At 69.6% G+C, this 25,786-nt stretch carries 24 protein-coding genes and 1 pseudogene; 13 read left to right on the top strand and 12 right to left on the bottom strand.

All coding sequences use genetic code 11. The features are described from left to right. The 3 genes from ACTJJZ_RS08550 (at position 1) to ACTJJZ_RS08540 (ending at position 2,843) form a co-directional block, all read left to right on the top strand. Positions 1 to 732 (top strand): IclR family transcriptional regulator, encoded by a 732-nt coding sequence (locus ACTJJZ_RS08550; protein ID WP_440720755.1) that lies wholly within the window; start codon positions 1 to 3, stop codon positions 730 to 732. A 31-nt stretch (positions 733 to 763) separates the two neighbouring features. Continuing rightward, positions 764 to 1,147: a RidA family protein gene (locus tag ACTJJZ_RS08545; RefSeq protein ID WP_440720754.1), complete on the top strand. Its 384-nt coding sequence runs from the start codon at positions 764 to 766 to the stop codon at positions 1,145 to 1,147. A 193-nt stretch (positions 1,148 to 1,340) separates the two neighbouring features. Next, on the top strand, positions 1,341 to 2,843 hold the full coding sequence (locus ACTJJZ_RS08540; RefSeq protein WP_440720753.1) for a lipase maturation factor family protein: 1,503 nt from the start codon (positions 1,341 to 1,343) through the stop codon (positions 2,841 to 2,843). Between the two features lie 55 nt (positions 2,844 to 2,898). Here ACTJJZ_RS08540 and ACTJJZ_RS08535 read toward each other — a convergent pair whose 3' ends face one another. After that, positions 2,899 to 5,154 carry a glycoside hydrolase family 3 C-terminal domain-containing protein gene (locus ACTJJZ_RS08535; RefSeq protein ID WP_440720752.1) on the bottom strand — a complete coding sequence of 752 codons (2,256 nt, stop codon included), beginning with the start codon at positions 5,152 to 5,154 and terminating at the stop codon, positions 2,899 to 2,901. A gap of 227 nt (positions 5,155 to 5,381) precedes the next feature. Here ACTJJZ_RS08535 and ACTJJZ_RS08530 point away from each other — a divergent pair, with 227 nt between their 5' ends. Together ACTJJZ_RS08530 and ACTJJZ_RS08525 are read left to right on the top strand one after the other, a co-directional pair. After that, a complete protein-coding gene (locus tag ACTJJZ_RS08530; protein ID WP_440720751.1) occupies positions 5,382 to 6,719 on the top strand; it encodes an MFS transporter in 1,338 nt (445 codons plus the stop codon). Positions 6,720 to 6,786: 67 nt separating this feature from the next. Beyond that, on the top strand, positions 6,787 to 7,377 hold the full coding sequence (locus ACTJJZ_RS08525) for a TetR/AcrR family transcriptional regulator (RefSeq protein ID WP_440720750.1): 591 nt from the start codon (positions 6,787 to 6,789) through the stop codon (positions 7,375 to 7,377). A 106-nt stretch (positions 7,378 to 7,483) separates the two neighbouring features. Here ACTJJZ_RS08525 and ACTJJZ_RS08520 read toward each other — a convergent pair whose 3' ends face one another. From ACTJJZ_RS08520 to purL, 7 genes are all read right to left on the bottom strand, one after another. Continuing rightward, positions 7,484 to 8,440: a Gfo/Idh/MocA family protein gene (locus ACTJJZ_RS08520; RefSeq protein WP_440720749.1), complete on the bottom strand. Its 957-nt coding sequence runs from the start codon at positions 8,438 to 8,440 to the stop codon at positions 7,484 to 7,486. Further along, positions 8,440 to 9,273: a hypothetical protein gene (locus ACTJJZ_RS08515; protein WP_440720748.1), complete on the bottom strand. Its 834-nt coding sequence runs from the start codon at positions 9,271 to 9,273 to the stop codon at positions 8,440 to 8,442. The genes ACTJJZ_RS08520 and ACTJJZ_RS08515 overlap by 1 nt, the downstream gene beginning before the upstream one ends. A gap of 135 nt (positions 9,274 to 9,408) precedes the next feature. Further along, positions 9,409 to 11,031, bottom strand: a complete 1,623-nt coding sequence (locus ACTJJZ_RS08510) for an amidohydrolase (RefSeq protein ID WP_440720747.1) — start codon at positions 11,029 to 11,031, stop codon at positions 9,409 to 9,411. Positions 11,032 to 11,038: 7 nt separating this feature from the next. Beyond that, positions 11,039 to 12,418 carry an APC family permease gene (locus tag ACTJJZ_RS08505; RefSeq protein WP_440720746.1) on the bottom strand — a complete coding sequence of 460 codons (1,380 nt, stop codon included), beginning with the start codon at positions 12,416 to 12,418 and terminating at the stop codon, positions 11,039 to 11,041. A gap of 145 nt (positions 12,419 to 12,563) precedes the next feature. After that, on the bottom strand, positions 12,564 to 13,691 hold the full coding sequence (locus tag ACTJJZ_RS08500) for a LacI family DNA-binding transcriptional regulator (protein WP_440720745.1): 1,128 nt from the start codon (positions 13,689 to 13,691) through the stop codon (positions 12,564 to 12,566). Between the two features lie 55 nt (positions 13,692 to 13,746). Then, entirely contained in the window at positions 13,747 to 13,971 is a 225-nt protein-coding gene (locus tag ACTJJZ_RS08495) for a hypothetical protein (protein WP_440720744.1), read from the bottom strand. Positions 13,972 to 14,004: 33 nt separating this feature from the next. Continuing rightward, complete coding sequence (gene purL, locus ACTJJZ_RS08490; RefSeq protein ID WP_440720743.1) at positions 14,005 to 16,353, bottom strand: phosphoribosylformylglycinamidine synthase subunit PurL; 2,349 nt, start codon at positions 16,351 to 16,353, stop codon at positions 14,005 to 14,007. Positions 16,354 to 16,565: 212 nt separating this feature from the next. Here purL and ACTJJZ_RS08485 point away from each other — a divergent pair, with 212 nt between their 5' ends. The 8 genes from ACTJJZ_RS08485 to ACTJJZ_RS08450 all read left to right on the top strand — a co-directional run bounded on the left by ACTJJZ_RS08485 (position 16,566) and on the right by ACTJJZ_RS08450 (position 21,673). Continuing rightward, on the top strand, positions 16,566 to 16,775 hold the full coding sequence (locus ACTJJZ_RS08485; protein WP_440720742.1) for a hypothetical protein: 210 nt from the start codon (positions 16,566 to 16,568) through the stop codon (positions 16,773 to 16,775). A gap of 78 nt (positions 16,776 to 16,853) precedes the next feature. Continuing rightward, on the top strand, positions 16,854 to 17,951 hold the full coding sequence (locus ACTJJZ_RS08480) for an iron-containing redox enzyme family protein (protein WP_440720741.1): 1,098 nt from the start codon (positions 16,854 to 16,856) through the stop codon (positions 17,949 to 17,951). After that, on the top strand, positions 17,858 to 18,145 hold the full coding sequence (locus ACTJJZ_RS08475; protein WP_440720740.1) for a CDGSH iron-sulfur domain-containing protein: 288 nt from the start codon (positions 17,858 to 17,860) through the stop codon (positions 18,143 to 18,145). Before ACTJJZ_RS08480 ends, ACTJJZ_RS08475 begins: the two co-directional genes overlap by 94 nt. Continuing rightward, complete coding sequence (locus ACTJJZ_RS08470) at positions 18,146 to 19,207, top strand: carboxylate-amine ligase (RefSeq protein ID WP_440720739.1); 1,062 nt, start codon at positions 18,146 to 18,148, stop codon at positions 19,205 to 19,207. It abuts the gene before it with no gap. Between the two features lie 92 nt (positions 19,208 to 19,299). Next, entirely contained in the window at positions 19,300 to 19,902 is a 603-nt protein-coding gene (locus tag ACTJJZ_RS08465) for a dihydrofolate reductase family protein (RefSeq protein ID WP_440720738.1), read from the top strand. A gap of 23 nt (positions 19,903 to 19,925) precedes the next feature. After that, entirely contained in the window at positions 19,926 to 20,051 is a 126-nt protein-coding gene (locus ACTJJZ_RS08460; protein ID WP_440720737.1) for a hypothetical protein, read from the top strand. 144 nt (positions 20,052 to 20,195) lie between these two features. Next, positions 20,196 to 20,777 (top strand): hypothetical protein, encoded by a 582-nt coding sequence (locus ACTJJZ_RS08455; protein ID WP_440720736.1) that lies wholly within the window; start codon positions 20,196 to 20,198, stop codon positions 20,775 to 20,777. A 38-nt stretch (positions 20,778 to 20,815) separates the two neighbouring features. After that, complete coding sequence (locus ACTJJZ_RS08450) at positions 20,816 to 21,673, top strand: PKD domain-containing protein (RefSeq protein WP_440720916.1); 858 nt, start codon at positions 20,816 to 20,818, stop codon at positions 21,671 to 21,673. A gap of 48 nt (positions 21,674 to 21,721) precedes the next feature. On the opposite strand, the gene ACTJJZ_RS08445 is transcribed toward ACTJJZ_RS08450, so the two are convergent. From ACTJJZ_RS08445 to ACTJJZ_RS08430, 4 genes and pseudogenes are all read right to left on the bottom strand, one after another. Further along, positions 21,722 to 22,846 (bottom strand): nuclease-related domain-containing protein, encoded by a 1,125-nt coding sequence (locus ACTJJZ_RS08445; protein WP_440720735.1) that lies wholly within the window; start codon positions 22,844 to 22,846, stop codon positions 21,722 to 21,724. Positions 22,847 to 22,973: 127 nt separating this feature from the next. Further along, positions 22,974 to 24,716 (bottom strand): DNA/RNA helicase domain-containing protein, encoded by a 1,743-nt coding sequence (locus ACTJJZ_RS08440; protein WP_440720734.1) that lies wholly within the window; start codon positions 24,714 to 24,716, stop codon positions 22,974 to 22,976. Between the two features lie 113 nt (positions 24,717 to 24,829). Continuing rightward, positions 24,830 to 25,147: pseudogene (locus ACTJJZ_RS08435) on the bottom strand (nucleotide pyrophosphohydrolase); the annotation flags it as partial. Between the two features lie 230 nt (positions 25,148 to 25,377). Then, a complete protein-coding gene (locus ACTJJZ_RS08430; RefSeq protein ID WP_440720733.1) occupies positions 25,378 to 25,779 on the bottom strand; it encodes a very short patch repair endonuclease in 402 nt (133 codons plus the stop codon). Positions 25,780 to 25,786 lie beyond the last annotated feature (7 nt).

The raw sequence follows: 25,786 nt of genomic DNA, 5'->3' as shown, positions 1-25,786 counted from the left end.
ATGTCGCAGAGCGTCACTCGGGCCGCCGGCATCCTGGCGTCGCTCGCCGGCGAGCCCTCGTCGGTGGTCGAGCTCGCCGCCGAGTTCGGCCTCCACCGCACCACCATGTTCCGCGAGCTGCAGAGCCTGGAGCACGTCGGCTTCGTGCGGAAGCAGGCAGACGGACGCTACGCGCTCGGCATGAAGCTCGCCGTGCTCGGCGGGGCGGCCCTCGAACGGCTCGACCTGCGCGGCGCCGCATTCGCGCACGTGCGGCGCCTGCACCGCATCGTGGGCAACACCGTGCACGTGGGCGCGCTGATCGGCGACGAGATCGTCTACGCCGACAAGGTCGAAGACGCCGCCGGCGTGCGGATGTACTCCCGCGTCGGCGCCGCGGTGCTGCCGTACTGCAGCGGCATCGGCAAGGCCGTGCTCGCCGAGCTGCCGGCCGACCGCCGCGACGCCGTGCTCGCCGACTGCGACTGGCATCCGCACACCGCCCGCACCTTGACCACCCGCGCCGCCCTCGACGCCGATCTCGCCCGCACCGCACGTCGCGGCTGGGCGTTCGACGACGCCGAGTTCGAGGACTTCGTCGGCTGCGTCGCGGTGCCGATCGTGACGTCCGCCGGCGTCGTCGGCGCACTGTCGCTCACGGCCCTGCGCGCCGCCCAGAGCCGCGAGCAGCTCGAGCAGCGTGTGCCCCTCCTGCGCGAGACCGCCGCAGAGATCTCCCACCAGCTGGGATGAACCGAACCGAACCGAGAAGAAGGAGAAGAAGATGCCCAAGACCGGGTTCTACGCCGAAGGCGCCCCCACCCCCGCCGGGCCCTACAGCCACGGCGTCGTCGCGAACGGATTCCTGTACACGGCCGGCTTCGGCCCGCAGGACGCCGCGAACGACCACGCGATCGCGGACAACGTGGGAGACCAGACCCGCCAGGTGCTGCGCAACATCCAGAAGGTGCTCGCCGTGCACGGTCTGACCATGGACGACGTGGTCAAGTCGACAGTGCACCTGCAGGATCTCGCCGACTTCGCCGAGTTCAACGAGGCGTACCAGGAGTTCTTCACGGCCCCGTACCCCGTGCGCACCACGGTGGGCTCGCAGCTGGCGAACATCCTCGTCGAGATCGACGTGGTCGCCGCCCTGCCCCAGTCCTGAGGCGGACTGAAGAAGCAGGCTGTCTCTCGCGGGGTCGTCGAGCGAGGACGCCGCAGGCGACCGGGACGAGACGCGGCACCCCGCAGGATCCGCGTTTCGTCTCGTTTCGCCCGCTCAACGACCCCGGATGAGGCGCTGAAGCGGTCTGTCAACCCGCCTGTCCCGATCCGGGCGTCGCGCGTAGCCTTCCGCTATGGACGGCTTCGCGGCGGTCGATTTCGGATTCGCGCGGGAGGTGCTGCAGAGGGGCATCGCCGCGTTGTACCTCGTCGCCTTCGTCAGCACGCTGAACCAGTTCCGCGCGCTGCTCGGCGAACGCGGGCTGCTGCCCGCCCCCGAGCTGCTCGCCTGGGCCGGCAACTCCGCCCGCGCCCGCCGGATGCTGCGGCCGACGCTGTTCCTCCGCGTCCGCTACACCGACCGCCGCCTCGTCGCCCTCTGCGTCGCGGGCATCGCGGTCTCCCTGGCTCTCGTGGCGGGGCTGCCCCAGCTCACGGCACCGTGGGTGCCGATGGCCTGCTTCCTGCTGCTGTGGCTCGGTTACATGTCGATCTCCTCGATCGGGCAGACCTTCTACGGCTTCGGCTGGGAGATGCTCCTGCTCGAAGCGGGATTCCTCGCCGCGTTCCTCGGATCCGCGACCCAGCCGCCGCCCACCGTGATCATCGTGCTGTTCTGGTGGCTCGTGATCCGGCTCGAGTTCGGCGCCGGCATGATCAAGATCCGCGGCGGACGCGAGTGGCGCGACCTCACCGCCCTGATGTACCACCACGAGACGCAGCCCATGCCGGGCCCGCTCAGCCGGCAGGCCCATCTGCTGCCTGCCTGGTTCCACCGCCTCGAGGTAATCGGCAACCATGTCGCGCAGCTCGGCGCTCCCTGGCTGCTGCTCGCCCCGATCCTGGGCCTGTGGATCCCCGGGCCCGTGCCGGCGATCGTCGGAGCGGCGGGGGCGGTCGTGGTGCTCTCGACCCAGCTCTGGCTGGTGATCACGGGCAACTTCGCCTGGCTGAACTGGGCCACGATCGTGCTCGCGTTCTCCGCGATCGGGCTGCCCCTCGGCCCGCCTCACCACCTGGCGACCGCGCTGCCGTGGACGATCGACGGCTTGTCGCTGCCCTGGCTCGTCGTCACCACCGCGGTCGGCCTGCTCTATGTGTGGCTTTCGGTACCGGCCGTGCGCAACCTGTTCTCCCGCACCCAGGCCATGAACGCCTCGTTCAACCGCTGGCAGCTCGCGAACGCCTACGGGGCGTTCGGCACGGTCACGAAGGAGCGGATCGAGATCGTCATCGAGGGCACGATGGACGCGGATCCGGCGACCGCGGAGTGGCGGGAATACGGCTTCAAGGGCAAGCCCGGCGACCTGCGCCGCACCCCCCGTCAGTTCGCGCCGTACCACCTGCGGCTGGACTGGCTGATGTGGTTCCTGCCCCTGGGCCGGATGTACGAGGACTGGTTCGCGATGCTCCTGGTGCGGCTGCTCGAGGCGGATCCGCGCACGCTGCGGCTGCTCGGACACGATCCGTTCGGCGGCGAGCGCCCGCGTCAGGTGCGCGCCGTGGCGTACCGCTACCGCTTCTCCACGCGCGCCGAGAAACGCGAGACCGGGGCGGTGTGGGTGCGAGACCGTCGTCGGCTGGTCGTGCGGCCGCTCTCGCTGGGCACCGGGGAGGACGAGGGCGGACCCGGTTAGCCCCGCCGGATCCGCTCAGCTCCGCCGGACCCGGCTGGCCCGGGCCGGGATCCGCTCAGCCCTGCTGCGCCCGCTCGACGAGCGCGACCATCTCCTCCCGCGGGAGCGGGAACCCGTCCAGACGGCCGACCGGGAAGTTGCCGAGCATCTTCAGCATCTGGTTCTCGCCGGATCCGAAGCGCTCCTCGATCATCGCGCGCAGCTCGCCGCCGACCACGGGATCCTGCAGCAGCTCGTCGAAGGACGAGTCCAGCGACACCGGCAGCGCGACCTCGTCGCCCTCCACCCCGATCGTGGTCGAGATGCGCAGATCCCGGCTGGAGGCGCCGACGTCGACGATGTACTCGCCGCCCTCGACGATCCAGCGGTCCACCCGGACATCCCAGTAGGCGAGCTCGGAGCGGCGGATCCGCAGCGAGACGGAGGTGGTCTCCCCGGGCGCCAGCAGCACCGACGCGAAGGCCTTCAGCTCCCGCGGCGGGCGCTGCACCGCCGATCCGGGCAGGGACGTGTACACCTGCACGACCTCGCGGCCCGCGACCGTCCCCGTGTTGGTGACGGGCACCATGACCACGATGTCGCCGTCCTCGCGGACCGCGGCGGCCGCGTCGCCGTACGCGAACGTCGTGTACGAGAGGCCGTGCCCGAACGGGTAGCGCACGGCGAGCTGCTTCTCGTCGTACCAGCGATAGCCGACCAGCAGGCCCTCGCCGTAGCGGGCGTGTCCGTGCTCGCCGGGGAAGCTGCCGTAGGCCGGGGTGTCCTCCAGCCGCTGCGGGATCGTCTCCGCCAGCCGGCCGGACGGGTTCACGTCGCCGAACAGCACGTCGGCGGTCGCGCTGCCCCCGGCCTGACCGAGCAGCCACGCCTCCAGCAGGGCGGGCACCTTGCGGGCGAACGGGAGCGCCACCACTCCGCCGTTCGACAGCACCACCACGACGTTCGGGTTGACCTCGAGCACGGCGTCGACGAGCGCGAGCTGCGCGGAGGGCAGGTCGATGTGCTCCCGGTCGTACCCCTCCGACTCCTCCTGCGAGGGCACGCCGAGGAACAGCAGCACGATGTCGGCGTCGCGGGCCGCGGCCACGGCCTCGTCACGCAGGCTGTCGGTCTCGGCGTCCGAGACGCCTTCGGGGGTGATGTCGAAGCCGGCCGCGAACGGCACGTCCCCGGCGACGGCGCGGATCGCGTCGAGTGCGGTGTCGAGTCTGGTCGGGTTGATCTGCGAGGATCCGGCGCCCTGGTATCGCGGGGTGCGCGCGAACTCGCCGAGCACGGCGATCCTGGCGTCGCGGGCGAGCGGGAGGAGCGGGCCGCGGGCCTCGCCCTCGGCGGATCGCACGGGGTCGTTCTTCAACAGCACGATCGCGCGGCCCGCCACCTCGCGGGCGAGGGCGTGGTGCGCGTCGACGTCGAGCGGTCCGGTCGCGGCCGGACGGGCCTGCGCCTTGCCGACGAGGTCGAGCAGCCGGTCCACGACCACGTCCAGGCACACCTCGTCGAGGCGTTCGCTCCGCACGGCGGCGACGAGCTCGGCGTCCGTGCGCCCGCCGCTCGACGGCATCTCCAGATCCATGCCGGCGAGGATCCCGGCGACCCGGTGGTTCACGGCGCCCCAGTCCGAGACCACGATCCCCTCGAACCCCCACTCGTCGCGCAGCACCTGGGTGAGCAGCCAGGGGTCCTCCGACGCGTAGACGCCGTTGATCCGGTTGTACGAGCACATCACCGTCCACGGCTGCGCGTCCTGCACCACCCGCTGGAAGCCGCGCAGGTAGATCTCGCGCAGCGGACGCGGATCGACGTCGCTCGAGACGCGCAGGCGATCGGTCTCCTGGTTGTTCACGGCGAAGTGCTTGAGAGACGCGCCCACGCCCTGCGACTGGATCCCTGTGACGAGGCCCGCGCCCATCGCCCCCGACACGATCGGATCCTCCGACATGTACTCGAAGTTGCGTCCGCAGAGGGGGGAGCGCTTGATGTTGATGCCGGGGCCGAGGATGACCGCGACGTCCTCGATCGCCGACTCGACGCCGAGAGCGACGCCGACGCGCTCGGCGAGCTCGGGGTCGAAGGTCGCGCTGAGGCCCACCGCGGGCGGGAAGCACGTCGCCGGCACGCTCGCGCTGAGCCCGAGGTGGTCGTTGCCGGCGGCCTGCTTGCGCAGGCCGTGCGGACCGTCGGTCAGCATGATCGAGGGCACGCCCGCCCGATCGATCGCCTTCGTGGTCCAGAAGTCCGCGCCGCTGGTGAGCGCCGCCTTCTCCTCGAGCGTGAGATCGGCGGCCCTCGGGCTCGTCGCTTCGGTCATCGGAGGCTCCAGTCGTCATCGGCGGATCGTCTGGGGGAAACCATAGCCGTGCAGGTTTTCGCGGACAAGGCTTCCGCGGAGTCGCGTGACCCCGTCCGGCAACACTCCCGGGAATGCCTTGCGGCGGAAACCTGATCGCTATAGGTTTTCACGCACGAGGACGGAGCTTCCGGCGGCGCAGTGTGGCGTCCGCTCTCCTCCCCGGGCACCGGCCAAAGGAGGCAGGTATGAGTTCTGTCAGCGGATCCGCCGCAGGCACCCCCTCGGGGATGACTGTCGCGAGCGCAACGGTCAGCCATGAACATCACTGGCTGCAGGAGCCGACCGAGCCCGCGAAGAAGGGGTACGTCACCTGGCTGATCATCGCCCAGTTCGTCTTCTTCGTCGCACTGCTCGGACCCGCGATCGTCGGCATCGGTCTGAAGATCATCGATCTGCAGAATCAGGGCGCTATCCCGGCGACCGGTGGCAATGCCGCGGCAGCCGTCCTCGGCGGATGGGGTGCCCTGTTCGCGACGATCGCGAACGTCGTATTCGGTCGGCTCTCCGACCGGACGACTTCTCGCTGGGGTCGGAGGCGCATCTGGATCGTGCTCGGCACGATCATCATGACCATCGCGTTCGTCGTGATGGCCGCCGCGCCCAGCCTGACAATGGCGACGGTCGGCTGGTCGCTTGCGCAGCTGGGTGCCAACATGACCCTCGCGCCCTTCATCGCGACGATCGCCGACCAGGTCCCCAAGTTCCAGCGCGGCAAGATCACGGCCGCGGTCGGTATTGCGCAGAACGTCGGAATCCTCGGCGGTACCTTCGTCGCCCAGATCTTCCAGACGAACATGTACTTGATGTTCATCGCGCCCTCGATCCTCGCGATCGCAGCGATGACGATCTTCGCCTTCGTGCTTCCGGACCGCGCCCTGCCGATGAAGCCGCCGCGCGCGACCTTCTACGAGTGGTGGAACACCTTCTGGGTGAGCCCGATCAAGTTCCCTGATTACGCTCTGGCCTGGTGGTCCCGCTTCCTGATCACGTTCGCGAGCTTCGGGTTCACAGCGTTCCGGGTCTTCTACCTGATCAACCACGTGCATGTCGCCAAGACGGACGTTGCGGGCGTGATCACGCTCAGCGTGCTGATCAATACGGTGTGCCTGGTCGGCGCGAGCTTCCTCGCGGGGTGGCTCTCCGACAAGCTCGGCCGACGAAAGGTGTTCGTCTGGGTCTCCACCGCGCTGTTCGCGATCGGCACCTACGCGCTGATCCATATCCACGACGTGCCCTCGTTCTACATTCTCGAGGCGCTCATGGGAATCGCCTACGGCATCTACGTCGGGGTGGATCTGGCACTCGTCGTGGACGTGCTGCCGAACCCGGACGACTCCGGCAAGGATCTCGGGGTGTTCAACATCGCCAACGCCCTGCCGCAGACCTTCGCCCCGCTCATCGGCGGGATCCTGGTGTACGTCGGGGACAAGGGCGGCAACAACTATCAGCTGTGGTTCACCGTGTGCGGTGTGCTGGCGCTCATCGGTGCCGTCGTGATCTTCCCGATCAAGAAGGTCAGATAGGGCGCGTCCTCGTTCCCCGGTTCGCCGTTCGCGGACCGGGGAACGACCCGACGGTTAGGCTGGACGGATGAGGCGGCGGGGGCCGTACGCCAAGGGGGCGGCGAAGCGCGAGGAGATCCTCTCCGTCGCGCTCGAGGTCGTCGCGGCGAGGGGGTGCCGCAAGGCGTCGAACCGCGAGATCGCGGATCGGGTCGGGCTCAGCCAGGCCGGCCTCATGCACTACTTCGAATCGCGCGAGGAGCTCTACCAGGAGGTGCTGCGCACCCGGGATCTGCGCGACCACGCGCGATTCTTCGTGCCGGATCCGACCTTCGAGGGCTTCCTGAAGATCATCGGGCACAACGCCTCCGTGCCGGGGCTGGTGCGGCTGTACGTCGAGTTCTCGGCGGAGGCCAGCATGCCCGAGCATCCGGCGCACGCCTTCTTCCTGCAGCGCTACGACTGGGTGCGCGCGCAGCTCGCCGGCGTGATCGAGCGCGCACAGGGCGCCGGGGAGATGGGGCCGGACGTCGACGTCCCGCTCGCGGTCGACCTGGTGCTCGCCGCCGCCGACGGCCTGCAGCTGCAGTGGCTGAACGACCACGGCCTCGACATGGTCGAGCATCTGCGCCGGCTCTGGTCGGGGCTGGTCGCGAGCTCCGGGCCCGTCGCCCACTGATCCGGCACCTCGGTCCCTGGATCCTGACCCCCTGTCGGCCCCTGATCCTGACCCCCTGTCGGTCCCTGAGTCTGTCGAAGGGACGAAGCGCCGCCCTTCGGCCAGCTCAGAACCCGTCGGCCGAGACGCCGACCGGCTCTCCCGCCGCGATCGAGGCGTACGCGGCGTCGACGACGGCGACCGCCGCCACTCCGTCCGCGGGGCTCACGCGCGCGGGCAGGCCCGTGCGGATCGCCTCGGCGAAGTCCGCGAGCTGTGCCCGATACGGCTGCTCCCCGGTGGACGGGGGAAGATCGCCGACGTCGCCGGGCCTCGCCGATCCCGCGGCGCTGTCGTGCTCCCGCGTGCCGTTCGTGCCCACGACCTCGATCGTGGTGCGGAACGGAGTGCCCTCGCGCAGCCAGCCGCCGTCGACCCGGGTGGTGGCCCCGCCGGCATGCGCGAGCTCGACCGTCGCCGTGACGGGCGCCGCGAGGCGGCCCTCGGCGCTCGGCGGATCCTGCGTCGCGGAGACCGTCGTGACCGGGCCTGCGAGCCACAGCGCCTGGTCGATGTCGTGGATGAGCAGGTCGCGGATCAGCCCGCCGCCGGCACGCTCGTCGAAGAACCACGCCGGGGTCGGCGCGGCGCCGGAGCGGCTCAGCCGCAGGGTGCGGATGGGTCCGATCGCTCGCGCGTCGACGTCGTGCTTGATCCGCCGGTAGGCGTCGAAGTAGCGCACGACGTGGGCGGGGAACAGCCGCACGCCGGCCGCCTCTGCGGCGTCGGCGATCCGCCGCGCCTCGGCCGCCGACGCGGCGAGCGGCTTCTCGCACACGATGTGACGGCCGCGAGCGATCGCGCGCAGGGCGAGGTCGGGATGCGTCGGGGTGGGCGCGAGGATCCCGACGACGTCGACCCGGTCGATCAGGGCGTCCACGTCGTCCACGATCTCGACGCCGAACCGCTCGGCGAGCGCGACGGGGCGGGTCCGCGACGCGATCAGGCACTCGGCGCCGAGCGCCTGCCAGGCGTCGAGATGGGCGGCCGCGATGCCGCCGGCGCCGATCAGCCCGACGCGCATCAGCGTTCGGGGCGCGGGAGAGGCTCGGGGCGTGGCTGCGGAGCGGGAGCGGGCGCGCCATCCGGCGCGGTGGGCGTGGCCGGCTCCGGCGAGGACGTGGCGGATGGCTCCAGCTGCAGCGCGACCTTCTTCTCCAGGTTCTCGACTGCCGCGTCGGACAGGCCGATCAAGCCGTTCAGCTCCTCGCGCACACGGCGATAGGCGCTCTGGCGCTCGGCGGCGGTGGCCGACTCGTCCACCGCGAGCTTCAGCATGTGCTGTGCTCGCTCGAGGCGTCGGCGCTCGTCGGGCGCGAACGACGAATCGCGCAGGCGCCGGGCATCCCGTTCTGCGACCTCGAAGGCCACGGCGTAGTTGGCGACCGACTCGCGGTACTCGGTGAGGTGCTGTTCGGTGAGCTGCGCATCGGCCGAGCCGGGGCGCTGCGCGTCTGCCGACTTCTTGGCTCGCAGGAAGGCGGCGGTCAACGGCTGGCGCCCGTCGCTCATCGCGGGGAAGGCGATCACCTTGGCGACATCCAGCTCGTAGTCCAGCCAGCGTGCGGTGATCTCGTCGTGCTCCGCGAACAGCCGCTGCAGCTGCTCTTTCCTCGCTGCTGCCTGCGCGGCGGGATCCGCGCGGGGCGGCACCGGAGGGGTCATGACGGGCGGCGCCATGGCCCGGGGAGCCGAGTAGTAGCCGGCGGCAGGGGCCTCCTCCTGCCGCGACTCCAGGCGGCGCCGCCGTCGGCGACCGGAGAGGCCGTATCGGCCCGCGTACCCGAGCCCGGGCAGGAAGAACACGAGCCACCAGTAGTGGCCCAGCCACTGGAGGATCTCCTGGAGAGGGTCCATGATGCCCCTCAGCCTATTCCGCCCCCGCGCGACGGGTGTTGATGAGTCTGCTCAGTTCAGCCGGCGAAGCATCCGGGCTGCGGAGTTGACGAACGTCACGTCCGGCGGATGCCGGGCAGCGGCGGTCCGTCGCGCTCACTCGTGCGTCGGGATCCCGTCCACCATCGTCAGCAGCACGCGTGCGCCGAGCAGCTCCCGCGGGCTCGCCGTGAGCGGATCCGTGTCCACCACGACGAGGTCGGCGACAGCGCCCGCGACGAGCGTGCCGCCGTCGGAGCCGACCGCGCGGTGCGCGTGCGTCGTATAGCCTTCGAGCGCCTCGATCGCGGTGAGCGCCTGGTCCGCTCCGACCGCGCCCGAGCCGGGGTGCGCGGTGGAGCGGCGGGTCTGCGCGTCGGCCATGATCTCCCACGGATCGAAGGCGGCGACCGGCCAGTCCGAGCCCAGCGCCAGCACGGCGCCGCTGCGCCGCACGTCGCCGGTGCGCCACGCACGGTCCGCCCGCTCGGGGCCGAGCCGCCGCGACCAGTCGTCGCTGGCGTCCGGCCGCACGTGGTGCGTGCAGTGCGTGGGCTGCATGCTCGCGACGATGCCGCTCGCGCCGATGAGCGCGATCACGTCGTCCTCGGCCGACTCGATGTGCTCGATCCGATGCGGCACCCCGCCGGCCGGCAGCGCCGCGAGGGTCTCGGCGACGAATCGGATCCCGCGCTCGCCGATCGCGTGCGTCGCGGTCGGGATCCCCTGCTCGTCGAAGAGCCGGATCCGCTCCGCGTAGTCATCGGCTTCTGGCCAGGTCGAGGCGAGCCCCTCGCCTTCCGCGTCGGGGGAGGCGAGCCAGGCCGTGCCGCCCTCGACCGTGCCGTCGATGAAGAGCTTCACGCCCTCGATCCGGTAACGCCGTCCGCCGCGGCCCTGCAGCGCGATGAGCTCGGCCGCCTCGGGGTCGGTCGTGCTCGGCTCGCACCACGGCGAGATGCGCAGCCGGACCGGCAGCTCGCCGTCCGCCTCGATCGCGTCGAGCAGCGCCAGCCCGTCCGCATCCTTCAGGTCCATCACGTGCGCGGTCGTGATCCCGGCCGCCGCCATGTCCTCGAGCAGCCCGCGCAGCAGGCGCACCCGGTCGTCGAACGTGAGCGGCGGCAGGATCCGCTCCACGAGCTCCATCGTGGGGAACTCGACGAGGTGCCCGGTGAGACGCCCCTCGGTGTCGCCGACCGCACCGGATCCGTCAGGGTTGGCGAACGGCGCCGCGATGCCGGCGCGATCCAGCGCGGCGGCGGAGGCCACGCCGGAGTGCGCGTCGAACATCTTGATGTACGCCGGGCGGTCGGGTCCGAGCACGGCGTGCAGTTCGGCGTTGCCGATCGGACGTCCCTCGAACGCGCTGGGGTCGAGGCCCCACGCGAAGAACCACTCGGAGCCGTCCTGCGCCGCACGCCCCCGTTCGAGCGCGTCGAGCAGCTCGGCGCGCGTGTGCACCCCGGTGAGCGAGAGCCCGCGCACGATGCCGAGGCTGTAGATCGGGTGGCTGTGCGCGTCCACGAGACCCGGCACGATCGTCGCGGACGGATGCTCGATCACGCGAGTGCCCTCGACCGCGAGCGGCATGATCTCGGTCCGTGGCCCGACCGCGAGGATCCGGCCGCCGGCGATCGCGATGGCGTCCGGGGATCCGGATCCGGCCGTCTCGACGCCGGGGGATCCCGCCATCGTCCGCACGCGTGCGGCCAGGACGATCGTGTCTGCGACGGTCATCCCGCGCTCACTCCTTCAGGTCGAGGGTCGGGGTGGGGCGGCGGAAGAACCGCGTGATGACGAGCAGCAGGATGAAGCCGATCGCGAGCCAGGACAGGCCCACGGCGAACGTCATGCCGGTGAGGTTCGTCCACAGCCACACGGTGAGGCCGAAGCCGATGCCGGGCAGCACCAGGTTGTTCACGGCGTGCCGGCCGCCGCGCTCGGCCCGGTCGGCGAAGTAATGCTTGATGACCGCGAGATTCACGCAAGAGAACGCGATGAGGGCGCCGAAGCTGATCATGTTCGAGACCGTGAGCAGGTCGGCGAACAGGGCGTACAGCGAGACCAGCGAGACGAGCAGGATCGGGATGACCGGCGTGCCGAACCGCTTGCTGAGGCGCCCGAACACGGCGCGGGGCAGCACGCCGTCACGGCCCATCGCGAACAGGATCCGTGCCACCGAGGCCTGCGAGGTGAGGGCGGATCCGATGCTCCCGGCGACGAACCCGGCGATGAACAGCGTCGACAGCCACTGCTGGCCGAGCGACGCGACGACCTCGATGCTCGCCGTGTCGGCCGAGCTGAACTTGTTCGACGGATACGCCCACTGCGCGAGGTAGGTGAGCAGGATGAACAGCAGACCGGCGCCGATCGTGACGATCATGATCGCGCGGGGGACGGTGCGGCGGGAGTCCTTCGCCTCCTCGGAGAGCGTCGAGACCGAGTCGAACCCGAGGAACGACAGGCACAGGATCGCGGCGCCCTGGAACAGCGGGCCGATCCCGGCGACCGTGCCGTCGCCGGTGAACGGCAGCAGCGGGTTCACGTGGTGGCCGGTCGCCGATCCGAACGTCAGCGCGACGAACGCGACGATGAAGATCGCCTGCACGGCGATCACGACGAAGTTCGCGCGGGCGACGGACACGATGCCGATGACGTTCAGGATCGTCACGATCACGACCGCGGCGATGATCCACACGGCGTTCGGGATCGCGGGGAAGGTCTGGTTCAGGTAGAGCCCGACGATCAGGTAGTTGATCATCGGCAGGAACAGGTAGTCGAGCAGCAGCGCCCACCCCGCCAGGAAGCCGAGAGCGCCGCCGAAGCTCTGCTGCGTGTAGACGTAGGCGGATCCGGAGTACGGGTAGGCGACCGACATCCGCGCGTACGAGCGGGCCGTGAACACCATCGCGACGAGGGTGATGACGTAGGTCATCGGCACGCGTCCGCCGGTGAGCTGGGTGACGATGCCGTAGGTCGTGAAGGCGGTGAGCGGCACCATGTAGACGAGGCCGAACAGCACCAGCGACGGCACGCCGAGCACGCGCTTGAAGCGGCCTTCGGTGACCTGGGCGGTCAACTCGGTGGCGGCGGCGAGCGGCTCGCCGGGGGCGGGGAAGGTCATCGGGGCTCCTGTTCCGCGGACGGTGCGGGTGGGCGGATCGACGTCATCGTCGGGTGGTCGGTCGGGTGTCGACGACTCGGGACAGAGTAGCAATATCGATAAAGCAGGTGCAAGCGCTCTGCGGAAGCTCTCAGGAAGCCGTCCGCTACGCGTGCTCGCCGGAGAGGGGCGGGGCGCCGGCGGGCTGGCCCGTGATCCGCTGGCCCGGGACGGGCTGGCCGGGGCCCGTGATGGGCCGGCCCGGGACGGGCGGGCCGACCGTGACCGGGCCGCGCGTGGACGCCCGGCGCTGCACGGTGACCGGGACGAGCTCGCGCAGGAGGCCGCCGCCCTGACCGTTCGCGTCGATCGCCGCGAGCGCGGCCTGAACGCAGCGGCGGCCGAACTCCCGCGGATGCAGGTCGATCGCGGTGATCGACGGGTGCGCGAGGGCGAGCACCTCGGAGTCGACGAAGGCGGCCACCAGCAGGTCCTCGCCGACGCGGCGGCCGAGGCGCTGGGCGCTCGTGACGACGCTGAGCACCGTCCCGTCGGAGACGGCGAGGATCGCGTCGACCGGGTGATCCTGCTCATGCACGAGGTCGGAGACGGCGTCGTGGATCAATGCGTTCTCGGCCGGGTGCGGCAGCGTGACGAGCGTCGGCTGCTGGTCGTGCTCGGCGCACCACGCCACGAAAGTGTCGCGGACGGTGAAGGCCCAGTGGCTCTGCAGATCCGGCAGCACCATCGCGGGGCGGCGCATCCCGCGCTCGAGCAGGTGGTCCATGAGCTCGCGGACCGCGGCCTCGTGATCGCTGGTGACCTCGCCGCGCGGTGCGGGCAGGCCGTCGGGCACCGGCTCGCCGGTGATGACCGGCACGCGGCCGGCCAGGAGGCTGCGCACGACCGGGTCGTCGAGTGCGGGGTCGAGGGCGATCACGGCGTCGGCGGGGAGCTGGTCGAACCCCTCGGGGCGCTGCTCCGTCGGCAGCATGAAGACGATCATCCCTGCCCGGTCCGCCTCCTCGACGATCCCGAACGTCGCCTCCATGTAGTACGACATCGACGTGCTGTCCGGCGGCAGGCGCAGCGCGATCATGCCGGTTCGGGCTCCGCGCAGGTTGCGCGCGGTCGCATTGGGCCGGTAGCCGAGCTCGGAAGCGATGGCGTGCACGCGCCGGCGCATGTCCTCGGACACGCGGCCGCGGCCGGTGATCGCGAACGACACGGTGGACCGGGACACGCCGAGGCGGTCGGCGATGTCCTGGAGGGTCACCGCACGGTCGGGTCGCATGCTCCGAACCTATCGCGCGACGACGGCCGCCGCCGGTCGGCTCCGCGCTCGCGGATCAGTTGAACAGGACCGCGAGCAGCGTGGATCCGCCGCCGACGATGATCAGCGCCACGATCACGACCCAGGCGGTGATGCGGATCCGGCGCTGCCGGCGCTCCGTGTAGAGCGAAAGGTCCTCGGTGGTCTCCGAGCCGGGTCCGCGCGCGCCGGAGGCGCCGGACGGCGCGGAGCGCTGGCTGGAGCGGGGCGTCGGGAGCGAAGGGTCGGGCGTGCTGTTCATGCGTTCTCCTTGGCTGGCCCCGGACGGCGTGCCTCAGACCGTGGCCGGCTCCGCGACGGTGGGACCGAACACGGCGGGGAGGGTGCGCTGCGACGTCTCACGCAGTTCGTCGACCGAGATCGTGAAGACGTCCTGCACCTCGAGCTGCGCGGCTCCGCCGTTTTCCGCGCTGCCGCTGTCGGTGACGCCGATGCGCAGCACCGGGTAGCCGCGCCCCTCGCAGAGCCCAAAGAACTTCACGTCGTCCTCGCGCGGCACGGTCACGATCACGCGGCCGGTCGACTCCGAGAACAGGGCCGTCGCGGCGTCCACGCCGTCGCGCTCCATGAGCTCGGTCAGCCACACGCGGGCGCCGACGCCGAAGCGCATGACGCCCTCGGCGAGGGCCTGGCCGAGGCCGCCCTCGCTGAGGTCGTGCGCGGAGGAGATCAGCCACTCGTCGCGCGCGGCGGCGATGAGGCCGGCGAGGCGCTTCTCCGCGGCGAGGTCGACCTTGGGCGGCAGGCCGCCGAGGTGGTCGTGGATCACGTCGGCCCAGGCGGATCCGGAAAGCTCCGTCGCCGTGGTGCCGAGCAGGTAGATGTTCTGGCCCTCGTCCTGCCAGCCGGACGGGATCCGGCGGGAGACGTCGTCGATGATGCCGAGCACGCCCACCAGCGGGGTCGGGTGGATCGGCACGTCGCCGGTCTGGTTGTAGAACGAGACGTTGCCGCCGGTGACCGGCGTGCCGAGCTCGAAGCAGCCGTCCGCGAGCCCGTCGACGGTCTGGCCGAACTGCCACATGACCTCGGGGTTCTCGGGGGATCCGAAGTTCAGGCAGTCGGTGATCGCGGTGGGCTCGGCGCCGGTGACGGCGACGTTGCGGTACGCCTCGGCCAGCGCGAGCTGCGCGCCCGCGTAGGGGTCGAGCTGGCTGTAGCGGCCGTTCGCGTCGGTCGCGATGGAGAAGCCGAGGCCCGACTCCTCGTCGACGCGGATCATGCCGGCGTCGTCGGGGAAGCTCAGGGCGGTGTTGCCCAGCACGTAGTAGTCGTACTGGTTGGTGATCCAGCGGGTGTCGGCGAGGTTCGGGCTCTCCAGCAGCGCGAGGAACTGCTGCGTGAGCGCCTCCGGGTCGTTGTCGCGGGGGAGCAGCTCCGCGGCGTCGGCCTGCAGCGCGTCGATCCAGGTCGGGTAGGCGACCGGGCGGTCGTAGACCGGGCCGTCGACGGCGACGGTGGAGGGATCCACGTCGACGATCCGCTCGCCCTGCCAGTCGATGATGAGCCGGCCGTCGCCGGTGACCTCGCCGAGGACCGAGGTCTCCACGTCCCACTTCTTCACGACGGCGAGGAACGCGTCGAGCTTCTCGGGGGCGACGATCGCCATCATCCGCTCCTGCGACTCCGACATGAGGATCTCCTCAGCGGTCAGCGACGGGTCGCGCAGCAGCACGTTGTCGAGCGACACGTGCATGCCGGAGTCGCCGTTGGCGGCCAGCTCGCTCGTCGCGCAGGAGATGCCCGCGGCGCCGAGGTCCTGGATAGCCTCGACGAGCTCCTCGCGGTACAGCTCGAGGCAGCACTCGATGAGCACCTTCTCCGCGAACGGGTCGCCGACCTGCACCGCGGGGCGCTTGGTCGGACCGGTCGAGTCGAACGAGTCGGAGGCGAGGATCGACGCGCCGCCGATGCCGTCGCCGCCGGTCCGGGCGCCGAACAGCACCACCTTGTTGCCGACGCCGGTGGCGTTCGCGAGCTTGAGGTCTTCGTGGCGGAGCACGCCGACCGCGAGCGCGTTCACGAGGGGGTTCGCCTGGTAGACCGCGTCGAACACGGTCTCGCCGCCGATGTTCGGCAGTCCCAGGCAGTTGCCGTAGAAGCTGATGCCGGCCGTGACGCCGTGCAGGACGCGGGCCGTGTCGGGGTCGTCGATCGCGCCGAAGCGGAGGGCGTCCATGACGGCGACCGGGCGGGCGCCCATCGAGATGATGTCGCGGACGATGCCGCCGACGCCGGTCGCGGCACCCTGGAACGGCTCGATGAACGACGGGTGGTTGTGCGACTCGGCCTTGAAGGTGACGGCCCAGCCCTCACCCACGTCGATGACGCCCGCGTTCTGCCCCATGCCGACCATGAGCCGCTTCTTCATCTCGTCCGAGACCTTCTGCCCGAACCGGCGCAGGTAGTTCTTGGAGGACTTGTAGGAGCAGTGCTCGCTCCACATCACCGAGTACATGGCCAGCTCGCCCGACGTGGGACGGCGGCCGAGGATCTCGCGGATCCGCGCGTACTCGTCGTCCTTGAGGCCGAGCGCCGCGTACGGCTGCTCCTTCTCCGGCGTCGCGAGGGCGTTCTCGACGGAGTCGGGGACGTGCGTGTGGACAGGGGTGTTGGCGGTCACGCGGGCTCCTGGAGCGAGGGGAGGCGGGGCGGATCCAGTCTACTGGCGGTCGAGGCGCCGGATCCCCCGGGGCTTGAGCTAGCACGCCGGCGTCTCGGTGACAAGGGTGCGGACGGCGACGGGCGCGCGGCATAGCGTGTGCCGTGCGCCCGGTCGCGGCGTCCTGGGCGGACGCCCATGCAGACCGGAAGCCCGATGCGAAGGAGCATGTCATGACGAACAACCCTCCGATGCCGCTGGTCCCGGAAGATCCTGAGGACGAGCTCTCCGATCCGCCGCTCGTGGAGGATGCCGATGGCGAGGAGAAGCTCGACCCGGACCAGAACGAGGACCGCGTCGACAGCGCCGACGCCGACCGGCTCGCCGCCGAGACCGGCACCGAGACGGACGCCGAGCCCGACACCGGGACCCGGGAAGCCTGATCCGGATCCGCGCACGCCCGTGACAGGGCGCGAGCCGCACTCCGCGCCCGTGCCGACGACCCCTGCCAGGAGCTCACCATGAACGCGACGCCGATCGCCGCACCGACCACGATCCCTGCACCGACGCCTACTGCGACGCCGACGCCGAAGGCCGCACCGACTGCGGCCTTCGCCGCGCGCGGCCCCCTGAGCGCTGCTCTGCTCGACGCCCTCACCGGGGCGGAGGCCGGAGGCGACCTCGTCGCGCTCGCCGAACGGGCGGTCGCGGAGGCTGTGGACATCCTGCGCGACGACGACGTCCAGATCTCCCTCTACGCGCTGTACGCCTCCGCGTACGGGTCCGTCCCCGCGTTCGATGCGCATCGCGAGTGGGATCCGCAGCTGATCCAGGTGCGGATGCTTCTCGAGGAGCCCTTCGAGAGGGCGCTGCGCGACCTCGTGCCGGCGGATCCGCTCCCCGCGTGCGCGCAGGGCGCGGTGGCTTCGGCCCTGTTCGCCCTGACGTCGGCCGATTCCGGGCCGAGTCTCTCCCGGTATGTGGCGAAGAAAGCCACGCGCGAGCAGGCGCTGGAGTTCCTGGTCCAGCGGTCGATCTACACGCTCCGCGAGGCGGATCCGCACTCGTGGGCGATCCCGCGGCTGCATGGCAGGGCGAAGGCCGCGCTCGTCGAGATCCAGGCCGACGAGTACGGCGGAGGCCGACTCGACCGGGTGCACGCCGAGATCTTCGCGAAGGCGATGCGCGGTGCAGGCCTCGACGACCGCTATGGCGGCTACGTCGACGATGTGCCCGCGGTCACCCTCTGCTCGCTCAACACGATGTCGCTGTTCGGGCTGAACCGGCGGCTGCTGGGCGCGATCGTGGGGCATCTCGCGGCGTTCGAGATGACCTCGTCCATCCCGAACCGCCTCTACGGCGACGGGCTGCGTCGTCTGGGCTTCGGCGACGACGTCACAGACTACTTCGACGAGCACGTCGAAGCGGACGCGGTGCATGAGCAGATCGCCGGACGCGACCTGGCCGGCGCCCTCGCCGAGGATCAGCCAGAGCTGCTTCCCGACATCATGTTCGGCGCGGCCGCATGCCTCGTTGTGGACGGCCGGGTCGGCGCGCACATGCTGGAGCGCTGGCAGAACGGCGAGTCCTCCCTGCGGATCCCGGAGGCCGTCGCATGAGGCGCGTTCCGGCGACCATCACTCCCTATCCCGATGGTCCGCTGATCGCGCGCGGCGACATCGAACTCGTGGACGCGGGCGGGGCGCCGATCGCGACGCGACGACGCACGGTCGCCCTCTGCCGGTGCGGACTGTCCACCATCAAGCCCTTCTGCGACGGCACGCACAAGGCTGCGGGGTTCAGGACAGAGTGAATGGCGAGCACCTTCGGCATCGAAGAGGAGTTCCTGCTCCTCGACCCCGCGACCCTGAGGCCCGTCGAGCGGGCCGATGAGGCGGTCGCGGCACTCGACGGTGCCCGGCTCGACGGCACCGTCGCCAGGGAGTTCCTCTGCTCCCAGGTCGAATATGCGACTCCCGTGTGCGCGAGCCTCTCCGAGGCGCGCGAAGCGCTGCTCGGCTTCCGTCGGAGCCTCGGCGCGTGGGCCGCCGACGCGGGCGTCGTGGCGGCGGGAACGGGGACCCCTCTGGCCGGCAGCGCGTCCGCGATGATCAGCCCCGGTGACCGGTACTCCCACATCTCCTCCGAGGTCACGGCGCTCGCAGACGACCATCAGATCAGCGGGCTGCACGTGCACGTCGGGGTGGACCGCGACGCCGGCGTCCGTGCGTCCAACACGCTGCGCCGCTGGCTGCCCGTCCTGCTCGCGCTCTCCGGCAACTCGCCGTTCTGGAACGCACAGGACACCGGTTACGTCAGCTGGCGGGCCATCCATTCGCGCCGGTGGACGACGTTCGGGATCCCGCCGGTCTTCCACGACGTCGACGAGTACGATCAGGCGGTCGCCGCCCTGGTGGGCATCGGCGCCACCTCGGATGTGCGCGCGCTGAACTGGAACGTGCGCCTGTCCACCGAGTTCCCGACCCTCGAGATCCGGGTCTGCGACGCGCAGTTGGACGCCGGGTCGTCTGTCGCCCTCGCGGTCGTCATCCGCGCGCTCGTCGACGCGGCGGACGCGTTCCGCACACCCTCGTCGGAGGACCGCGCGCCGTGGGACGCGGCGCTCTGGCATGCGGCGAGGCACGGGCTGCGCGGCACCCTGGTCCATCCCGGCACGGGGCGTCTCGCGCCCGCGTCCGACGTGCTCGCGACGCTGCGCGAGCGCATCGCACCCCACCTGAACGGCAGCGACGAGGTGCGCGCGGTGGACGACCTCTTCGCACGACCGCGGACCGGCGCAGACCTCCAGCGCGATGCGCAGCGGTCGGGGCTCCCCGCGCTCGCCGAGCTGTACCGCGAGCTCCTCATCCGCTGAATCCTGGAGAATCCTCTCTTCGACCAGTAGGTTCTCCGGATCCGGTGTCTCCGCACCGTGTACGCACGCCTCTGTCGGAGAAGGGAACGCTCATGCGCTCGCTCATCGTGTCCAACGCCATCACGCTCGATGGCTTCTTCGCCGGGGTCGGAGGCGACCCGCTCGTGCTGAACCTCGATGCCGGGTTCGACGCCCACAACCTCGAACTCATGCGCGGGGCGTCGACCGTGCTGCTCGGCCGCGCATCGTTCGAGCTGTTCAGCTCGTTCTGGCCGATGATCGCGGATGTCCCCGAGGATCCGTCGAATCCCGCGCTCAGCGCAGTGAACCGAGAGTTCAGCCGGCTGTACCGCGACGTGCCGAAGATCGTCGTGAGCGACGGGTACGTCGTTCCCGAGGACAACCCGTGGCACGGCACCACGCGGGTCGTGCGCGGCAAGGATCTGGTTCCCGTGCTGACCGCGGAAAAGGCAGGGGACGGCGGCGACATCGTGGTGTTCGCGAGCGCGGCGCTGTGGAACAGACTGCTGGCCGAGGGGCTCGTCGACCGCCTCGACCTGGTGGTCGGCCCGGTCGCGATCGGCGAGGGCGTGCCGGCGTTCCGCAGTGCGGCCCGACTGCGACCGGTCGGTGCAGCGCTCATACCCGACTCCACCAACACGCTGCTGCAGTATGCGCCGGTGCGCGGGGAGTGAGCCGGGCGCGCGCCGAGGTCGGTATGCGACAATCTAAGCTCGTGCCGCGTCAGGCGCGGCTTGGAGGCGTCATGGGTATCACCGCCGGAGCGCTCGTCGCGGTCTTCGTCGCAATATTCATCGTGCTCGTGGTGCGGCGCCGGAAGTAGGGCTTGGCGCGTCGACCGCCTGTGGTCGTGAGGGCGTTGAGCGAGCACGCCGAAGGTCGACGGAGATGAGACGCAGTGCCTTCGGGAAGCTGCACCTGTGGACAACTCCTGCGCCGCCGCGACCGATCTGGTTACGGTGAGAGGGTGACTCTTCGGCAGGCTTCCCCCGGCGCGTCGTCGCTCTCCGCCCGGCGTGCAGCGCGGCCGTCCGCCGCGCTTCGCACGGCGATCGCGGCCACGCTGGTTGCCGCCGCGGTAGGGCTTGCCGGCTGCACTCCCGGCCCCGCCCCGAAACCCACCCCGACCCCGCTCTTCACGAGCGAGGCCGATGCGTTCAAGGCCGCCGAACAGGTTTTCCGCGAATTCGTCGACGCAAAGAATGCCGCGCAGGCGGGCGATGAGAGCACGGACCCTCAGCAATTTCTTGCAGGACCCGCGCTCGAGGATGACATCCAGTCTGTCCGTGATCAGCAGTCTGATGGCACGCACATCAAGGGGTCAACTACGGTGCTGTCGTTTAGCGCTAAGGAGTTTGATCCAAAATCGCACTCTGTTAAGAGCGCCGCCTGCGTAGATGTCTCGAAGAGTCGAGTGATCAATGCGGAGGGCCAGGACGTGACTCCAACCGATCGTTCATCAAACGTGGCGCTGAATATCGAAACGTTGCCCGTTAAGGCTGCGATGAAGATCGTACGAATTTCTGGAAGTGCTGCGTCGTGCGAATGAGTCGTCGGGAGCGCGGGGTTGAAGCGACTGGCCGTTTGGTGCTGACCATCTTCTTGGCCGCTTCTATGGTCGCGGCGGCCGCGCCAGTGGCGGCCGCGGTTGTGGTGCACGCAGGAAGATGTGATTGGGCAAAGGTTCAGGCAGGCAAATGTCCTCCTGACGGCGGTGCCGTGGAGATCGGCGATACCGAGACAAGCCAGAGCCCCGGCAGCAACGGGACAGAAAACAATGACGATTCTGGGCTGCCTGCAGAGCCAGGCGCTTCTGACGTTTCCGAACCGCCGAAACCGCGCCCCATCACGGACACCTGCCGCGACGACGTCCACGAGTACCAAAGCTGTCTCGGCGGCGTTCGGGTCGATGAGCCCGCGACGCCGATCCCTCCGGCACCGGAGGCACCCGGAACTCCCGGCCGCAGTATCACCATCACCGACGTCGCCCGTTTCGTCCCTACGAACGCGACAGTCGCGGGCGAGCCCGACAACATCGCCGTCGTCGGCCTTCCCGCGAACTTCCTCAGCAGCGCCAGGACCGAGACGATCCCCGGCACGATCCTCGGCCGCACGCTGACGATCCGCTTCACGCCCGTGAACTACTCGTTCGACTACGGCGACGGGGAGCGCCGAGACAGCGCCACGCCAGGAACGGCATGGGACGCGAGCGGCCAGGCGCAGTTCACACCTACTGACACGAGCCACGTCTACAAGGAACCTGGCACGTACACGGTGACGGCGACGGTCACCTACACCGCCGACATCGATATCGGTACCGGATGGATCCCCGTCAACGGCACTCTGAACGGCCCGTCCGCGAGCCAACAGATCCGCGTCGTAAAGGCGCACACCGCTCTCGTTCAGAACACGTGCCCGGAGCGCCCCACCGCTCCCGGTTGCTGACATCACACCTCAAGTGGCCCGCACAACAGTTACAGGGCGCCGGACAGCTCAGACTGTGGCGCGCCGGGCCGTCATCCGCGGGCCGCTGGTCGAAGGGGGCGGCGTCGACGGGACCACACGCGCACCGCGGGGTGGGACGCGCAGGGTGAGCGCGACGGGGCTGACGAATTCGGAGGCGAACCGGCCCGTGCCGTGGAGATCCGCGCCGAGTTCGCGGACGGTGTCCACCAACTGTGTCAGTTGATGCGAGGAGGGCGCGGCGGACCCGGCCGACTGCGCATCGAGGAGAACCTTCTGGATCGTGCGCGCCGAGGCGATGCGCGTCGCGCGGCCGCGTTCGCCCTCGTCCAGACCGTCCGTCCACACGCGCGCATCCGGATGAGAGTAGAAGACGCACGTCTGCAGGTACGGCGCTGATCCGTGCCGCGCGGCGAGATGACCGTGGAACCGCCTGGCTTGACGTCGAACCTGGAACGCCGGGGACTCCGCACCGAACTTCGAACGCACCGAGACGGATCCGGCGCCATCGCGTCGCAGCGAAATAGCGAACGAAGTGGGCAGCGCCGCCTCGTCGAAAAGGACCGACAGTGCTCCCGCCATCGACGACGGCTTCCTGCCGTCGAAGATCAGACCCTTCCAGTTCTTGCTGTCCACGACCGTGATGGCCTTCTCCGTGATCACGAGATGGTCCAACTGGACGCAGTACGGAGCAGCCGCCTCGTCGTCATGCGGAGAGAACACGATGTTGGTCGCGACGATCGCATCGAGCCCCGCCGCCGTGCATGCATCGACCAGGAGCTCCCGCGAGGCGAGTTCCCACCGCATGCCCTGCCCGGCGAGCCGCTGAGCCTCCGCGCTCATTCGCACGGCTGCGTCGCGCTCGGTCTGCAGGCGGGACTGTTGCGCCTCGTACTCAGTGCTGAGCTGCTGAGACTGCGCGGTGCTCCGCGCCGTCAGCTCCGCGAGCGCTGCATCATGCTGTTGCTGGAGCTGCCGCGTCTCACTGGCGTGCCGCTCCGAGAGCGCGCTCGCCTGCGAAGAGTGGTCGCGTTGCGCCGCCTCGAGCGCTTCCCTCGCCCTCCGGGTGCGCCGCGTCATCCCCCAGGCCGTGAGAGCGAGCGCGATGAGCAGCACCGCGACGACGATGATCAGGACCAGCGTGGAATTCTCCATCCGTCCAGCCAATCAGCGGCCGCCGACTTTCCCGGCGCGTCGCCCGCGCGTGGCGCAGACCGGATGTCCGATGTCGGCGCGGACCCCGCAACGAAGAGGGACGCAGGGGTCCGGAGTGTCCCGTGGCTCAGTTGCCGAACACCTGCCGTAGACGCTCTCGCAACGCGGGATCGCACACGTACACATACGTCCCGCGCATGCCACGGGTCAGGAGCACGCCGTAGATGTTGCGGATGAAGGTGAGGAGGTCCTCATCGGTGAACGCGCCCTTGAGGTGGCCGGTGTTCTCTTTGCCCTTCTTGTCGCGATAGTTCGCGCGATCGGCGACGATCCGTCCGGTCGCCGGATCCATCCGCAGATCAGGGCCGATGATCACGCCGGCGTAGTTGAGGTCGTAGCCCTGCACGGTGTGGATCGAGCCGACCTCCTCGAGCGCGCCGGGCGAGTTGATCCAGTCCTTCTCGGCCTTGTTCCAGCGCATCCGCTCGCCGTCGAGCTCGATGTCGAAGGCATCCGGATCCTTCTTCGACACCCAGTCCCAGGCATATCCCGCGACGAGACGCGACAGCCCGGCGGACTGATCGGCGTCCCGGATCGCAGTCCGCATGGCGCCGAGGTCATCGAAGAAGCGCAGGTCGTAGTCGCCGAAGTCCGGACGGGGCGGATCCTCGCCGCGCAGCGCGGATCTCACGAACCCGACGTAATCGGCACCGGCCTTGACGCGCATCTGCGTCATGAGGTGGAAGTGGTGGTCACCCTCCTGCGCCGCGCGGACCTCTTCCCGAAGCGTTGCCGGTGACAGATCGTGCGGACGTACGCTCTGCTCCTCATCGATCAGCAGGATCTGATGGCGGCTGCGTGCCCGGATCCAGTCGAGCTGCGTGTACCTCGCGTCATCGTCGCCGAAGAGCGCGACGTTGATGTCGCGGAACTTGCCGTTCTGCACGCCTGAGGCCTGATTCGCCCGCTGGCCCAGCCGATGCGCCTCGTCGACGAAGACGAGGTCGAAGTCAGCGTCCGCTTCCGCGAGCTGGAACGGTGTCATGACCTGCGTCGGATCCAGTCGCGGGGTCTTGGCGAACACGCGCTTCACCGATTCGCGCAGCGACTGCTGCGGTATGACGAGTGCCATGCGCAGCCCGGACAAGGGGCCGCGGTTCCCCTCGAGGAAGTAGTCGGTGAAGATCGAGTCGAGTTCGAGGTCGTCGTTCGGCCTGTGTGCGTCGATGTCGGCGAGCAGCTTCATGAGGAAGATCGCGACGATGGTCTTCCCCGTGCCCGGTCCGCCCTGGACCACGAGCGTCGACTCCGCTTCGGGCGGCGTGAGATCCTCCACCAGCGCCTTGAGGATCCCGTCCACGGCGATGTTCTGATCGTCCGACAGCGCCTTGAACGGCGACAGCTTGAACATGTCGCTGTTCTCGATGTCGGCGATGCCCCGCGTGAACAGACCCTCGGCGCGCAGCTCGTCGAACACATCACGGAACGACTGCCGGTACAGCTCGCGATCGAAGTACTGCGCGTTCGCGGTGAGGCCGGCGTTGCTGTTCAGCACCTCGTACTGCGCGTCGCCGGAGAACCACCGGATCAGGTGCGACTCCAGATCGAGACACACCGACTTGTTGAAGCGCTCGTCGATGATGACGCGGACCGTGTCGAGCCGCGCATCCTTCTTGGGTCCGCCGAGGTGCTGCACCATCCGCTGGTGTGCGTTAACGGTCTCGCCGACGTAGAGCCCCGGCTTCGCGCGCCGCCGGGCGCCGTCGATGACATAGACGACGGGCCAGTTGGAGAGGTGTCCGTCGGTTCGGGCGTGCCTGTCGAGTGGGATGCGCCGGAACGGGACGCGTTCGATGCGGAAGCCGGTCATGCGGGGTCCGGACCCGCGGGGAGATCTGGCTCGTGGGTGGGCACGGCGCTCGTCGATGAGCCGGACTCAGTATGGGTGTCGGCCCGCTTCGAGCTGGCCTCGCGTTCAGCCGCGAGTTCCGTGTACTTCACCATCCGACCCCGCGCCTGCTCCGCCGGGTACTTCGCCCGCGTCGATTCGAGCTTGCGCAGCACGATTTCGTCCAGATCGACTCCGATCCGGTTCGCCAGGTGGATGCAGTACGTGACGACGTCGGCCAGTTCCTCCTCGACGCGCGTCTGGTCGAAGTCGGCTCCCCACTGGAAGCACTCCAGTAGCTCGCCCGACTCGATCGCGATGCTCTTGGCGAGGTTCTCCGGGGTATGGAACTGATCCCAGTCCCGCTCCTCGACGAAGACACGGAGAGCAGTGAGAGTCGCGGGGGACGGCATGGAAGCGACCGTAGCAAAGGCGCATCATCCAGAGAATACAATCGGCGGATCGACCTCGTTGTCACGGGTCTTCGCATGACCGTGCCACCGAACAGTCCAGTCGTGACACCGCTCGATTGGCTTCGTACCGACGGTTCGCTGCGGGTCGAGTCGACGGTTCAGCTACTGAAGGCTCGTATCTGCGCGCCGTACGCGACGTGTTGGAGAGACGAAGGAGCCGCTGGCTATTGTCAGCCCACCACAACATGTTCGATCTGCTGAGCCACCGCGTCTGGTGCTTCGTGCTCCCAAAATCGCAGGACGATCCATCCAGCATCCTGAAGCTGCGCATCAGTGTCTCGGTCGCGTTCGATGTTGCGCTGCAGCTTAGGCAACCAGTACTCGCTGTTGCGCTTCGGGAAGGTCGCGTGGATCGGGCACCCGTGCCAGAAGCATCCGTCAATGAAAACCGCCACCTTGCGCTTCGTGAACACGATGTCGGCTCGTCTCCGACCGCCAATTGGCGGGAAGTCGACACGGTACCGCAACCCTGCAGCATGGATGCGTTGTCGTACGGCGAGTTCGGGTGAAGTGTCGCGCCTGCGGTTCGCGAGCATCGACCGCCTCGACTCTTCGATGCTCGCCCAGGACATGGAGGCA

This window comes from Microbacterium sp. 22242, from assembly GCF_052045495.1.
Lineage (GTDB): Bacteria > Actinomycetota > Actinomycetes > Actinomycetales > Microbacteriaceae > Microbacterium.
This window is presented reverse-complemented; position numbering and strand designations above follow the sequence as displayed.